This window comes from Piscinibacter gummiphilus, from assembly GCF_002116905.1.
GTDB classification, from domain to species: domain Bacteria; phylum Pseudomonadota; class Gammaproteobacteria; order Burkholderiales; family Burkholderiaceae_C; genus Rhizobacter; species Rhizobacter gummiphilus.
The window spans coordinates 421,750-433,567 of record NZ_CP015118.1; the positions used below are offsets into that span (position 1 = coordinate 421,750).

Consider the following 11,818-nt stretch of genomic DNA (forward strand, 5'->3'; position numbering starts at 1 on the left):
GCCATGTCCATCAGCCAGGACTTCATGCACGCCGCGACGATCAACCTGCTGTACGCGGGCATCGCCATCCTGACCTTCGTGATCCTCGAACGGCTCGTGTACTACGTGTACCTCACCACGCGCCGCACGCGCATCGCGAAGGCCATCGCCTCCGCGGTGGCCACCGACGCCAGCAGCCCGCTGCCCGACCTGCCCCCCGGCAACGACGTGCTCACCACGTCGATGCAGGAGTACGTGGACGTGCAGCGAAAGGGCAGCGTCACGCGCAACCGCATCGAGGACCTGTCGGCCGCGCTGTTCCTGCGCGTCGACGGCCGCATCAATCGCGGCCTGTGGATCCTCGACACCATCGTGACGGCGGCTCCGCTGCTGGGCCTGCTGGGCACGATCCTCGGGATCATGGACACGTTCCAGGCCCTGTCGGCGGGGGGTGTGTCCGACCCGTCGGCGGTCAGCCGCGGCATCGGTTCGGCGCTGTTCGCCACCGCGATCGGCATCGGTACCGCGCTGTACGGCCTGCTCGGCCACAACGTGCTGCACCGCCTGGGCGAGTGCATCACCGAGGATTTCAAGAGCTTCCTGCTCGAAACGACCAAGTGAGCGGAGGCCCGCGATGAGATCCTTCCCCCAACGCAAGCAGCGCCAGGCGCGCATCGAGATCATTCCGATGATCGACGTGATGATGTTCCTGCTGGTGTTCTTCGTGCTCATCAGCACCAACGTGCTGCCCGCGCTGGGTCTGAACGTGGCGCTGCCCGGTTCGGCCCAGCCCGACCCGATCAAGGACGAGCCGCTGCGCATCACGCTCACCGTCGACAAGGACGGTGCCGTGTACGTCGACGGCCAGGCCACCCCGATGGCGGACGTGGCGGGCAGGCTCAAGACGCTCGCCGGCGTGAAGCAGGCGAAGGTCATCATCGCTGGCGACGGCAGCTCGAACCTGCAGACGCTCGTCGAGGTGCTCGACCAGCTCAAGAGCGCGGGCATGCCGGCCGCGTCCATCGTCACCAAGCGCCAGACGTGAGCCCCCGACCGTGAGCATCCGCGACCCTTTCGAACGGGCCTCCAACGGCTTCGCGCTGCTGGCGACGGCGGCGGCCGTGATGGCGATGGCGCTGGCGCCGAAGCCGTCGATGGCACCCAGCCCGCCGCCGCCGGAGGACCCGCCGGTGGTGACGCTGCAGGCCGTCGAGCTGCCGCCCGAGGTCGTTCCCCCGCCGCCTCCACCCCCGCCACCCCCGCCACCCCCGCCGCCGAAGCCGGAGACACCGCCGCCGCCCCGCCCATTGCCGCCGGCTCCGGCACCCGCGCCCGTGCCGTCGCCCGCGCCGTCCCCAGTTCCAGTGCCGCCTCCGCCGCCCCCGCAGCCGGTGGCTCCGGTGCCACCGCCCGCACCAGTGCCTCCGCCCCCTGCGCCGCCACCGCCGAACACGGCGAACGTGGAGGCGGGGTACGTGGGCCGGCTGCGCACGTACATCCGCGGCATCACCGAGTACCCGACGTCGGGCGACGCGCGCCGCCTGCGGCCCGAGGGGTCGAGTGTCGTGCGCTTCACGCTCGGCCGCGACGGTTCGCTGAAGAACGCCGAGATCGAGAAGGGGTCCGGTTCGCCGATCCTCGACCGCCAGGCGCTGCAGATCGTGCGCAACGGCAAGTACCCGGCCTGGCCGGCCGACGCCTGGGGCGGCTCGGATGAACACACCTTCACCGTGACCGTGCAGTTCGTGTCCCCATGACCGCCGTTCCCGACTTCGACACGAACTCGCCGAAGGCCGTGCGCGCGGCGATCCGAAGCGGCGCGTATCGCGGCTTCACGAACGCCGTGGCCCGCCGCCACGTGCAGGGCAACCTGATGGTGGTGCCCGCGGCCCACGCCGACGACTTCGCGGCGTACTGCGCGCTGAACCCGCGCGCACTGCCGGTGCTCGGCCGCAGCCGGCCGGGGTCGCCGTTCATCCCGTCGCTGGGCGAGGACCTCGACCTGCGCACCGACACCGGCGGCTACATGGTGTTCCGCGGCGGCGAACTGGTGGACACGCCGTGCGAGGTCGCGTCGGTCTGGCGCGACGACCTGGTGGCCTTCGTGCTCGGCTGCTCGTTTTCGTTCGAGGGTGTGCTGCAGCACCACGGCGTGCGGCTGCGCCACCTCGACGAAGGCAACGTCTCGGCGATGTACGAGACCGGCATCGCCACACGCGCCGCGGGCCCGTTCGGCGGCCCGCTGGTGGTGTCGATGCGCGCGCTGCGCGCGGCCGACGCCATCCGGGCCATCGGCGTGTCCCGCCACTACCCCGAATTCCACGGCGAGCCGGTGCACCTCGGCGACCCGTCGCTGATCGGCATCGCCGACCTGGCCGACTCGTACGGCGGCCACGGCCTCAAGACGCTGCATGCCGACGAACTGCCCGTCTTCTGGGCCTGCGGCGCCACGGCCCAGACGGCGGCGCTGCAGGCGCGGTTGCCGCTGTGCATCACCCACTTCAAGGCGCACATGGTCGTGACGGACCTTCCGGTCGACATGGCGCGCGCGACCCCTTCCGAATGACGGCCGCGAGCCGTTTCCCTACACGACGAGGAACCGAACGATGAACACCGAACAGATGTACCAGCAGTACCAGGAGGAAGGCTACGTGCTGATCCCCGGCGCGCTGAGCGCCGACGACGTGCGCGAGCTGCAGGCCACCACGGACCGCATCACGGCCCAGGCGCGCGGCCTGACCGAGGAAAACGCGATGTTCGACTTCGAGGCCGGGCACACGCCCGACGCGCCGCTCGTGCAGCGCCTGAAGAAGCCGCACCGCATCGACCCGCTCTACTTCGCGCTCGCGAAACACCCGGCCATCTTCGGCCTGGTGCAGCGCATCTGCGGCGAGAACGTCCGGCTGAGCCACAGCAAGATCAACATGAAGGCGGCCCGCGCGGGATCGCCGCTGGAGTGGCACCAGGACTGGGCCTTCGCGCCGCACACGAACATGTCCACCTGCGTGGCCTCGGTGATGATGGACGACGTCTCACTCGAGAACGGCGCGATGCAGGTGCTGCCCGGCAGCCACAAGGGCCCGCTGCTCGAACACCACGACCCGGAGTTCGGCTTCGTCGGCGCGGTGGACGTCGTGCAGCAGAAGGTCGATCTGTCGAAGGCGGCGTCGCTCGTGGGTCCCGCCGGCACGGTGTCGATCCACCACCCGATGACGATGCACGGCTCGGGATCGAACCGGTCCGGCAAGCAGCGCCGCATCCTGTTCCTCGAGTACGCCGCGAGCGATGCCTTCCCGCTGTTCTACGACGTGGACTGGGCGGAATACAACAGCCGGCTGCTGACCGGCCCGGCCACGAGTGCCGTGCGCACCGAGCCCAACGTCATCAAGCTGCCGTTCCCGTCGCGGGCCGGCAGCTCGATCTACAAGGCCCAGGCGCTCGCCCGCGAACGCCAGTTCGACAAGGTGGCCTGACATGAACACGATTGCCGACACGGTCCGTCCCGTCGCCCTCGTTACCGGCGCGAGCAGCGGCACCGGCCGCGACGTCGCCATCGCCCTCGCCGAGGACGGCTGCGACGTCGGAGTGCTGGGCCGCCGCACGGACGCGCTCGAAGCCACCGCCGACCGCATCCGCCAGCTGGGCCGCCGGGCTTGCGTGCTGACCGCCGACGTGCGCGATGAACAGGCAGTCGCCGGCGCGCTGCAGGTGTTCCTCGCCTGGTCGGGCGGGCGCGCCGACGTGCTGGTCAACGCCGCCGGCATCCCGGGCCCGTTGGGTGACCCGGTGGGCGAGCTGCAGCTGGGCGACTTCGACGCCGTGATGGCGACGAACCTGCGCGGCCCGTTCCTCACGATGACCCACCTGCTGCCGGTGATGTGCCGGCAGGGCAACGGGCGGGTCATCAACATCGGCGGCACCCACGGCATGCGCGGCCGGGCGGGGCGTGCGAGCTACGCGACGTCGAAGTGGGCGTTGCGCGGCCTCACGCGCAGCGCGGCGCTGGAGGTCGGCGCCCACGGGGTCACCGCGAACGTCGTGGCGCCGGGCGCCATCGCCGTCGACCGCATGCGCAAGCGCTGGGCCGAGCAGGCCGAGGCGGAGGGCGTGAGCGAGGAGGAGGTGCTCGACCGCTATGTCCACGCGATGGGCATGGCGCTCAAGCGGCCGAACGAGACGTCCGACGTGGTGGCCACCGTGCGCTTCCTCGCGGGGGAGGGCGGTCGGAACATCACGGGGCAGGAGATCGTGGTGGATGGGGGGGTGATCGTCTGACAACCCGGACGAACTCGAAAGCACCCGTCATCCCGGCCTGCGCCGGGGTGACCGTTTATCTTTCGTGAGGCTCAGCCCGCCACCTGCCGCCCGCCATGCAGGTGGAACGGCGACTTCCCCACCCCGCAGCAGAACGCACTCACCCACGGCCGCATCGCCTGCGCCAGGTTCCGGCCCTCGGCGTTCAGCGCGTCGAGCCGGTCGGCCGCGGCCTGGGCCTCGCGGCGCAGCGCGGCCTCGTCCACCGTCAGCACCTTGCCGCCGGCCACCACCACCTCGCCGCCGACGAGCACACGGTCGATCGCCGCGCCGTTCTCGCCGTGCACCACCTGGCGCACCGCGTGTCGCAGCGGCACGTAGATGGGCTGGGACAGGTCGAGCAGCACGAGGTCGGCCTCGCGGCCCGGGGCGATGCGGCCGAGGCGGTCGCCCCAGCCGAGCGCGTGGGCGCTGCCTTCGGTGGCCATGTGCAGCGCCTCGGCCGCGTCGATCCAGCGGTCCTCGTCGGCGCTCATCACGCGCGAGAGGAAGGCGGCCAGGCGCGTGGCCTCGAAGAGGTTCTGGGTGTCCGACGTGTTCGCGCCGTCGCTGCCCACGCCCACGCGCAGGCCCCGTTCAAGCATGCGCCGCACCGGCGCGATGCCGGAGCCCAGCCGCAGGTTGCTCAGGGGGTTGTGGATCGCGGTGACGTCCGCCTTCGCAAGGATCTCGATGTCCTCGTCGCCGATCCAGATGGCGTGGGCCGTGCTCAGGCGCGGGCCCAGCAGGCCGATGTCGGCGAGGTGCGCGACGAGGCTCTTGCCGTAGCGCTGCTCGCCGAACACCGCCTGCATCTTGCTTTCGGCCAGGTGCGTCTGCATCGGCAGGTTCCAGGTCTCGGAGAGCCGGGCGCAGCCGCGCATGAACTCGTCGGAGCAGTGCAGCGGGATCGTGGGGGCGATGCCGAGGCGCACGCGCGACGGATCGAACGGCCAGTCGCGCGCGGCGGCGTCCACCGCGGCGAGGTTGTCGGCCGGCGACGCGCCCTTCAGCGCGGCCGCGCCGGCGCGCAGCGGCTCGGGGAGCGAGGCCAGCAGTTCCGGGTAGGCCTGGTACAGCGTGCGGTCGGCCAGCATCGGTGAGACCACCGCGCGGATGCCGAGGCGCGCGTAGGCGCCGGCCACCGCGTGCAGGCCCTCGACGGTGGGCAGCGGGAACTGCGTCGTCATGTCGAAGAGGGCCGTGCAGCCCTTGCGCAGCAGTTCGACCCCGGTCAGCGTGGCGCTGAGCGCGAGGTCGTCGAGGCCGCGGTGCCCGTTGATGGCGGGCGATGCGGCAAGGAACCCTTCGAGCGCGACGTCTTCCACGGCACCGCGGCCGAGGCCGCCGTGCGCGTGCGTGTGGCCGTTGACGAGGCCGGGCATCACGAGGCGGTCGGTGGCGTCGAGGCGTGGCACGGCGGCGTCGACCCCGGAGGCGCCGGGGGAGGTGAGCGCCTGGACGAGACCGTCCTCGACGAGGATGTCGGCGTGGCGCGGCGCGCTGGACGCGTCCGTGACGACCAGGCCCCCTTCGATCAGCAGGCGGCCCTTCACAGCGAGAACTCCACGTCCTGCGCACCTTCCCACAGCGTCTTCACGCCCAGCGCGCGCAGGTTCTCCTTGCCTTCGACGATGGTGAGGAAGTGGTTGCCCGCGAGCTGCCCCATCTTGCTGGAGAAGCTGCAGCTGCCGTACGCGAGGATGATCTCGGTCTCGCTGTAGCCGCCCGGGTAGAACAGGATGTCGCCCACCGACGGGTGGCTCGTGTGGTTCTCGTAGCCCACGCCGAGTTCGAAGTCGCCCATCGGGATCCAGCAGCCTTCGCCGCTCCAGCGCACGTGGATCAGCTTCTGCCGGTACGGCAGCAGCTTCAGGAAGGCGGCGACGGTCTTCGGGGCGTCGGGGTGGGTCTCGGCGACGAAGCGGTGGCCGCCGGCGGTCATCTGGATGCGTGTCATGGGAATTCTCTTCAGGAACCGGGTTGTCCGATCCACTTGGTGACGGTGGGGGCCTGCCAGGCGGCGAGGGCGTCGAGCAGGGCGGCGGGGTCGGGTTCGATCACCATCATGTCGCGGTGTTCCGGCTTCATGAACCCCTCGTCCGTCGCGGTGGCGAGCAGCGCGCGCAGCGGCTCGTAGAAGCCGCGCACGTTGAGCACGCCGCAGGCCTTGGTGTGGTCGCCCAGCTGCGTCAGCGTGGCGGCTTCCAGCAGCTCTTCGAGCGTGCCCAGCCCGCCGGGCAGCGCGATGAAGGCGTCGGCGAGGTCGGCCATGCGGGCCTTGCGTTCGCGCATCGACACGGCCACCTCGTGGGCGGTGAGCTTCGGATGCAGGTGGCCGCGGTCGAACAGGCGCTGGTTGATCACGCCGGTGACCCGGCCGCCGGCCTCGAGCACGGCGTCGGCCACCACACCCATCAGGCCCTTGGTCGTGCCTCCGTAGACGAGGCCGATGTCCCGCGCGGCCAGCGTGCGGCCGAGGGCGGCGGCGGCCTCGGCATAGGCCGGGGACACGCCGAAGTTGGAGCCGCAGAACACGGCGACGGTTGTCAGTGCAGTCATGTGCGCATCATCCCATCGCCAGGTCGTTCTTGCGCTGCGCCCAGCCGGTCATCCGCAGTTCCACCCACGACGAGATGGCGTACAGGATGACGCCCAGCACCGCCAGGATCACGAGACCGGCGAACACCATCGGCACGTCGAAGTTGCCGCTCGCGATCATCATCAGGTTGCCGATGCCCTTGTTCGAGGCCACCGTCTCGGCGAGCACCGTGCCGACGAAGGCGAGCGTGATCGCGATCTTCAGCGACGCGAACAGGTACGGCAGCGCGCGCGGCAGCGACACGTTCCACAGGATGTCGCGCTTCTTCGCGCCCAGCACCTTCAGCACGTCCTCCAGCTCCGGTTCGGTGTTGGCGAGGCCGGTGGCCACGTTCACCACCACGGGGAAGATGCTGATGACCATCGACGTGAGGATCGCGGGCACCGTGCCCGAGCCGAACCACACGACGAAGATGGGCACCACGGCCACCTTCGGGATGCTGGAGAACCCGACGAGCAGCGGGTAGGCCACGTCGTACGCGGTGCGCGACGAGCCGATCAGCAGCCCGAGCAGGATGCCGATCACCACGCCGAGCGCGAAGCCCGCGAGCGTGGTGTTGAGCGTCTGCACCGCGTGCGGCCACAGCAGCGGCAGCTTCTCGTACAGCACGTGCGCGATCTGCGAGGGGCGGGGCAGGATCAGGTCCGAGACGCCGCTCGCGACGCAGGCCATCTCCCACAGCACGAAAAAGCCCACGAGGGCGGAGGTGGACAGCAGGCGTTGCCGCAGCTTGGGGGACATCGCGGCGCTCATGCGGCCACCTTCTCGGGTTGGGTGGGAACGAGCGCCACCGGTGCCGTGCGCGCCTCGGCGATGCGCATGCGCAGCGCCTGCACGAGCGATGCGAACTCGGGCGCGTAGCTCATCTCGAGCGTGCGCGGGCGGGGGAAGTCGACCGCGCGGTCTTCGAGGATGCGGCCCGGGCGCGAGGTCATCACGCAGATGCGCGTGGCGAGGTACGCGGCTTCGCGCAGGTCGTGGGTCACCAGCAGCACGGTGGGCTTCTTGTCGAGCCACAGCTGCTGGGTCAGCGACCACAGCTCCTCGCGCGTGAACGAATCCAGCGCACCGAACGGTTCGTCGAGCAGCAGCAGCTGGGGTTCGTGGATCAGCGCACGGCACAGCGAGGCCCGCTGCAGCATGCCGCCCGACAGCTGCCACGGGCGCTTGTCGCCCATGCCGGCCAGACCCACCTGCGCGAGCAGCGCCTCGGCGCGTTCGGCGTATTCGCCGCGCTTCTTGCGCGCGTAGTCCTGCCGGAAGGGCTCGACGATCTTCAGCGGGATCATCACGTTGTCGCGGATGTTGAGCCACGGCATCATCGTCGGATTCTGGAACGCGAGGCCGATGCGCACGGCGCCCGCGGGGCTCTCGCGGCCCGCCACGATCAGTCCACCGGAGCTGGGCTGCAGCAGCCCGGCCACGAGCTTCAGGATGGTGGACTTGCCGCAGCCGCTCGGCCCCACGAGGGCCACGAACTCGCCCTGCTCGATGCGCAGGTCGGTCGACGAGAGGGCCAGCGTGCCGTTGGCGCCGTAGCGCACGGTGACGTCGGCGAGGTCGATGATCGGTGAGGTCATGCGGGGTCTCCGAGGTGAAGGATGGCGGCCACCGGGCCGCCGCCGGCGGGGCCCTGGTGTTCGGCGCCGCCGGACACGTACAGCGCGGTGTGGCCGGCGAGGGACGCCAGCACGCCGCCCACCGCCGCGCGGGCGTGGCGCGTCGCGTTGATGTCCGAGTCGTTGAGCATCGTGTGGCGTTCGCCGCGCACCCGGCCGTCGGGGCTCGCCTCGGCCTTGGCCAGCAGGTTGACGAGGCGGCCGGGTTCGCCGAATGCGGCCAGCAGACCCGACACGGCCCGGCCGTCGATCGCGTCGCTCATCACCGTGTGGGCGATGCGGTACGGCGACGCGGCGCCCGCGGCCTCGCCGAGCACGATCACCACGTTGTGGTCGAGTTCGATGCCGGCCGACGCCGACGCCCGGCCCGAGTACAGCGAGAAGTCGCGCAGCACCACGTCGTCGGTGACGGCGTCGCGCGGCACCTCGCGCAAGGCCACCGCGATGCCCAGCGACGAGGCGCCACGCGAGTAGCCCATGGATTCGTAGGTGTCGCGCGTGACCGGCTCCAGACCGGTATCCACCGACCGCTGGACGGCGGAGGAAGTCAGCAGCGGGCACTTGACCTGCACGAAGTGCACGTCGGCGGCCGTGTCGATGCCGGCCTCGCGCATCGCCTCGCGCACGGCCTCGGCCGTGGCGTCCACCTGCGCGGCGCGGCCCAGCTCGTGGGGTGCGAAGTCGCGCGTCTGCGCGGTGCCGATCACGAGGCGCTTGGGACCGGCCGGCGCGGGGCCGTCGATCCAGCGCCGCGTGAAGACGGTGAAGTGGGGGGACAGCACACCCTCGGTGCCCCCCGACATCACGAGCGCCACGCGTTCGCCGGCTTCCGTGGGAGAACACCCGAGCTGGCCGGCCAGCCAGTGGCACCACGCCACGCTCGCGTACTCGCGCGTGTGATCGTTGACGCAGCCGTTGCCCTCGGTTTTCCCCATCACCGCGACGATGTCGGCGGCCACGAGCCGACCCGCGTCCGCCAGGGCCTGAACCCCGGACAGATCGCCAGGCCCGCGGCACGGCACCCGGCACACCTCGACGGCCTGATGCCTCATGTGAGGTCCCCGTTGGTGAACTTCGCCACGTCGGCGCGCGGCGCACCTTCGGGTGTGGCCAGCACGGCGCTGATGCGGTGTTCGGTGTTGCGCGGGCGCGGCGTGGGCATGCGCTGCACGGTCTTGATCGACTTGCCCCAGCCGGCAGCATCTTCCACCAGCTTGCCGTCGCGCATCACGAAGCGGCCGCGCACCAGCGTGTGCAGCGGGTGGCCCATCACCGGACGGCCGTGCCACGGCGAGATCTTGCTGATCGACTGCAGCTTGCCTTGCGACAGGATGCCCTTGGCGTTCATGTCGACGATCGCGATGTCGGCGTCGGCGCCCGGCGCGAGCACACCCTTCGTGCCGTACAGGCCCCACGCCTTCGCCGGCGCCACCGCGCTCCACTTGACGTAGTCCATCAGCGAGGCACGCTGGCGGTTCACCTCGGTCAGCATGATCGACATCTGGGTCTCGACGCCGGGGAAGCCGCAGTCGCAGGCCCAGATGCTCTCGCGCGTCTTTTCCTCTGGCGTGTGGGGCGCGTGGTCGGTGGCGATCATGTCGATCGTGCCGTCCATCAGCGCGTCCCACAGCGGCTGGTGGTGGCGTTCCTCGCGGATGGGCGGGTTCAGGCGCAGGATGCCACCCAGGCGGGTCATGTCGCCGGTGTGCAGCAGCAGGTACTGCGGGCAGGTCTCCACCGTCACATCGACGCCGCGGCGCTTCGCGTCGCGCAGCACGAACAGCGAGTCGGCCGCGCTGTGGTGGGCGATGTGCACACGGGCGCCGGTCCATTCGGCGAGTGTCAGCACGCGCCCGATGGCCTCGATCTCGGCGACGGCCGGGCGCGCGGCGAGGTGCGCCCACGCGTCGTTGCGGCCGGCGGCTTCGAGGCGGCCCTGGCGGCGGGCCATGATCGACGAGTTCTCGGCGTGCACCACGGTGCGGATGCCCAGCGGCGCGAGGATCTCGAACCCTTCGAGCAGTGCGCCGTCGGTGGGCGCGGGCAGGTTGCCGAAGGTGTTGCCGACGAAGGCCTTGAAACTCGTGGCGCCGGCGTCCAGCAGGTCCTCCAGCCGGTCGATGGTCTCGTCGCCCAGCAGCGCGTGGATGCCGAAGTCCACGTACGACGCTTCGGCGGCGCGCAGCTTCATCTGCAGCGCCTCCACGGTGCCGGTGGCCGGCTTCGTGTTGGGCATGTCGAACACGGTGGTCACGCCGCCGCAGGCCGCGGCGGCCGAACCGCTCTTCCACGTCTCCTTGTGCGGATAACCCGGGTCGCGGAAGTGCACATGGCTGTCGATGGCGCCGGGCAGCAGGTGCAGGCCGTCGGCGCGCAGTTCCGTCCTGGCCGAGGGCATCAGGTCGTCGTGGCCGATGGCGACGATGCGGCCGCCGTCGATGGCGATCGACGCGTCGATGATCTGTTCGGGCGAGACGATCTTGCCGCCCCGGATGACGAGGTCCACGTTGCTCATGTCGTCGTCTCCTTCAGAGCATGGCCCAGCCGCCGTCGACCGGGAGGTCGACGCCGGTGACCTGGCGCGAGACGTCGCTCGCGAGGAACAGGCAGGCGTTGGCGATGTCCTCGTCCTGCGACACGCGCTTGAGCGCGTAGTCGGCCGCGTGGCGTTCCATCGCTTCCTCGAGCGTGATGCCGAGCTTCTTGGCCATGTTCGCGCAGACCTTCTCGCGGAAGCGCGGGCCGTCCACCATGCCGGGGGCGACGCAGTTGACGTTGATGTTGTGGGGGCCGGCTTCCAGCGCGAAGCTCTTCGTGATGCCGCGCAGGCCCCACTTCGAGGCCGAGTACGCGGTGCGGCCGGCGCGGCCGCGCATGCCGAAGGTGCCGCCCACGTTGACGATCTTGCCGCTCTTGCGCGCGATCATCGACGGCAGCACGGCGTGCATCGTGTTGAAGCAGCCGGTCATGTTCAGCTCGACGATTTCGTTGAACTCGGCCGCCGTGGTTTCCCAGCCGGTCTTGCCGATGGGGCCGGAGCCGCCGGCCACGTTGACCAGCACGTCGATCTGGCCGAAGGCCTCCAGCGCGTGTTTCGCGAGGGCCTCGGTCTGCGTGTCGTCGGTCAGGTCGCAGGCCACCACGACGGCGGGCACGCCCATCGCGCGGGCCTCGGCGGCCACCGGTTCGATCGCGGCCGTGTCTCGGCCGGCCAGCACGAGCTTGCAGCCTTCCTCGGCGAAGGCGAGCGTCACCGCGCGGCCCATGCCCTTGGCGGGGCCGGTGATCACCACCACCTTGTCGGTCAGTTTCAGTTTCATGGCGG

At 70.7% G+C, this 11,818-nt stretch carries 14 protein-coding genes; 6 read left to right on the forward strand and 8 right to left on the reverse strand.

All coding sequences use genetic code 11. The features are described 5' to 3' along the window. The first annotated feature begins 3 nt into the window (after nucleotides 1-3). Genes A4W93_RS01775 through A4W93_RS01800 form a run of 6 tightly spaced genes read left to right on the forward strand, consistent with a single transcriptional unit; the run spans nucleotide 4 to nucleotide 4,254 of the window. Nucleotides 4-600, forward strand: a complete 597-nt coding sequence (locus A4W93_RS01775) for a MotA/TolQ/ExbB proton channel family protein (protein WP_085748980.1) — start codon at nucleotides 4-6, stop codon at nucleotides 598-600. Nucleotides 601-613: 13 nt separating this feature from the next. Continuing rightward, nucleotides 614-1,024 carry an ExbD/TolR family protein gene (locus A4W93_RS01780; protein WP_085748981.1) on the forward strand — a complete coding sequence of 137 codons (411 nt, stop codon included), beginning with the start codon at nucleotides 614-616 and terminating at the stop codon, nucleotides 1,022-1,024. Nucleotides 1,025-1,034: 10 nt separating this feature from the next. Then, nucleotides 1,035-1,736: an energy transducer TonB gene (locus A4W93_RS29435; RefSeq protein ID WP_099959841.1), complete on the forward strand. Its 702-nt coding sequence runs from the start codon at nucleotides 1,035-1,037 to the stop codon at nucleotides 1,734-1,736. Beyond that, a complete protein-coding gene (locus tag A4W93_RS01790; protein ID WP_085748982.1) occupies nucleotides 1,733-2,545 on the forward strand; it encodes a putative hydro-lyase in 813 nt (270 codons plus the stop codon). Before A4W93_RS29435 ends, A4W93_RS01790 begins: the two co-directional genes overlap by 4 nt. Nucleotides 2,546-2,585: 40 nt before the next feature. Then, nucleotides 2,586-3,452, forward strand: a complete 867-nt coding sequence (locus A4W93_RS01795) for a phytanoyl-CoA dioxygenase family protein (protein ID WP_085748983.1) — start codon at nucleotides 2,586-2,588, stop codon at nucleotides 3,450-3,452. 1 nt (nucleotide 3,453) lies between these two features. Then, nucleotides 3,454-4,254 (forward strand): SDR family NAD(P)-dependent oxidoreductase, encoded by an 801-nt coding sequence (locus A4W93_RS01800; protein ID WP_085748984.1) that lies wholly within the window; start codon nucleotides 3,454-3,456, stop codon nucleotides 4,252-4,254. Between the two features lie 71 nt (nucleotides 4,255-4,325). On the opposite strand, the gene A4W93_RS01805 is transcribed toward A4W93_RS01800, so the two are convergent. Genes A4W93_RS01805 through A4W93_RS01840 form a run of 8 tightly spaced genes read right to left on the reverse strand, consistent with a single transcriptional unit; the run spans nucleotide 4,326 to nucleotide 11,813 of the window. Next, nucleotides 4,326-5,828: an amidohydrolase family protein gene (locus A4W93_RS01805; RefSeq protein ID WP_085748985.1), complete on the reverse strand. Its 1,503-nt coding sequence runs from the start codon at nucleotides 5,826-5,828 to the stop codon at nucleotides 4,326-4,328. Then, nucleotides 5,825-6,232 (reverse strand): DUF3830 family protein, encoded by a 408-nt coding sequence (locus tag A4W93_RS01810; protein WP_085748986.1) that lies wholly within the window; start codon nucleotides 6,230-6,232, stop codon nucleotides 5,825-5,827. The genes A4W93_RS01805 and A4W93_RS01810 overlap by 4 nt, the downstream gene beginning before the upstream one ends. An 11-nt stretch (nucleotides 6,233-6,243) precedes the next feature. Then, nucleotides 6,244-6,834 carry an LOG family protein gene (locus A4W93_RS01815; RefSeq protein WP_085748987.1) on the reverse strand — a complete coding sequence of 197 codons (591 nt, stop codon included), beginning with the start codon at nucleotides 6,832-6,834 and terminating at the stop codon, nucleotides 6,244-6,246. A gap of 7 nt (nucleotides 6,835-6,841) precedes the next feature. Continuing rightward, nucleotides 6,842-7,615: an ABC transporter permease gene (locus A4W93_RS01820; protein ID WP_169726497.1), complete on the reverse strand. Its 774-nt coding sequence runs from the start codon at nucleotides 7,613-7,615 to the stop codon at nucleotides 6,842-6,844. A gap of 8 nt (nucleotides 7,616-7,623) precedes the next feature. Then, nucleotides 7,624-8,454, reverse strand: a complete 831-nt coding sequence (locus A4W93_RS01825; protein WP_085748989.1) for an ABC transporter ATP-binding protein — start codon at nucleotides 8,452-8,454, stop codon at nucleotides 7,624-7,626. Then, nucleotides 8,451-9,545 carry a cyanuric acid amidohydrolase gene (gene atzD / locus A4W93_RS01830; protein ID WP_085748990.1) on the reverse strand — a complete coding sequence of 365 codons (1,095 nt, stop codon included), beginning with the start codon at nucleotides 9,543-9,545 and terminating at the stop codon, nucleotides 8,451-8,453. Before atzD ends, A4W93_RS01825 begins: the two co-directional genes overlap by 4 nt. Further along, nucleotides 9,542-11,008 carry an allantoinase AllB gene (gene allB, locus A4W93_RS01835; protein WP_085748991.1) on the reverse strand — a complete coding sequence of 489 codons (1,467 nt, stop codon included), beginning with the start codon at nucleotides 11,006-11,008 and terminating at the stop codon, nucleotides 9,542-9,544. Before allB ends, atzD begins: the two co-directional genes overlap by 4 nt. A 13-nt stretch (nucleotides 11,009-11,021) precedes the next feature. Then, nucleotides 11,022-11,813 (reverse strand): SDR family NAD(P)-dependent oxidoreductase, encoded by a 792-nt coding sequence (locus tag A4W93_RS01840; protein WP_085748992.1) that lies wholly within the window; start codon nucleotides 11,811-11,813, stop codon nucleotides 11,022-11,024. Nucleotides 11,814-11,818: the final 5 nt, after the last annotated feature.

What these genes read in the sequence shown, in the direction of transcription:
- atzD (WP_085748990.1), bottom strand. Translation starts at nt 9,545, where the DNA reads ATGAGGCATCAGGCCGTCGAGGTGTGCCGGGTGCCGTGCCGCGGGCCT.
- A4W93_RS01820 (WP_169726497.1), bottom strand. Translation starts at nt 7,615, where the DNA reads ATGTCCCCCAAGCTGCGGCAACGCCTGCTGTCCACCTCCGCCCTCGTG.
- A4W93_RS01800 (WP_085748984.1), top strand. Translation starts at nt 3,454, where the DNA reads ATGAACACGATTGCCGACACGGTCCGTCCCGTCGCCCTCGTTACCGGC.
- A4W93_RS01795 (WP_085748983.1), top strand. Translation starts at nt 2,586, where the DNA reads ATGAACACCGAACAGATGTACCAGCAGTACCAGGAGGAAGGCTACGTG.
- allB (WP_085748991.1), bottom strand. Translation starts at nt 11,008, where the DNA reads ATGAGCAACGTGGACCTCGTCATCCGGGGCGGCAAGATCGTCTCGCCC.
- A4W93_RS01825 (WP_085748989.1), bottom strand. Translation starts at nt 8,454, where the DNA reads ATGACCTCACCGATCATCGACCTCGCCGACGTCACCGTGCGCTACGGC.
- A4W93_RS01810 (WP_085748986.1), bottom strand. Translation starts at nt 6,232, where the DNA reads ATGACACGCATCCAGATGACCGCCGGCGGCCACCGCTTCGTCGCCGAG.
- A4W93_RS01815 (WP_085748987.1), bottom strand. Translation starts at nt 6,834, where the DNA reads ATGACTGCACTGACAACCGTCGCCGTGTTCTGCGGCTCCAACTTCGGC.
- A4W93_RS01840 (WP_085748992.1), bottom strand. Translation starts at nt 11,813, where the DNA reads ATGAAACTGAAACTGACCGACAAGGTGGTGGTGATCACCGGCCCCGCC.
- A4W93_RS01780 (WP_085748981.1), top strand. Translation starts at nt 614, where the DNA reads ATGAGATCCTTCCCCCAACGCAAGCAGCGCCAGGCGCGCATCGAGATC.
- A4W93_RS01775 (WP_085748980.1), top strand. Translation starts at nt 4, where the DNA reads ATGTCCATCAGCCAGGACTTCATGCACGCCGCGACGATCAACCTGCTG.
- A4W93_RS01790 (WP_085748982.1), top strand. Translation starts at nt 1,733, where the DNA reads ATGACCGCCGTTCCCGACTTCGACACGAACTCGCCGAAGGCCGTGCGC.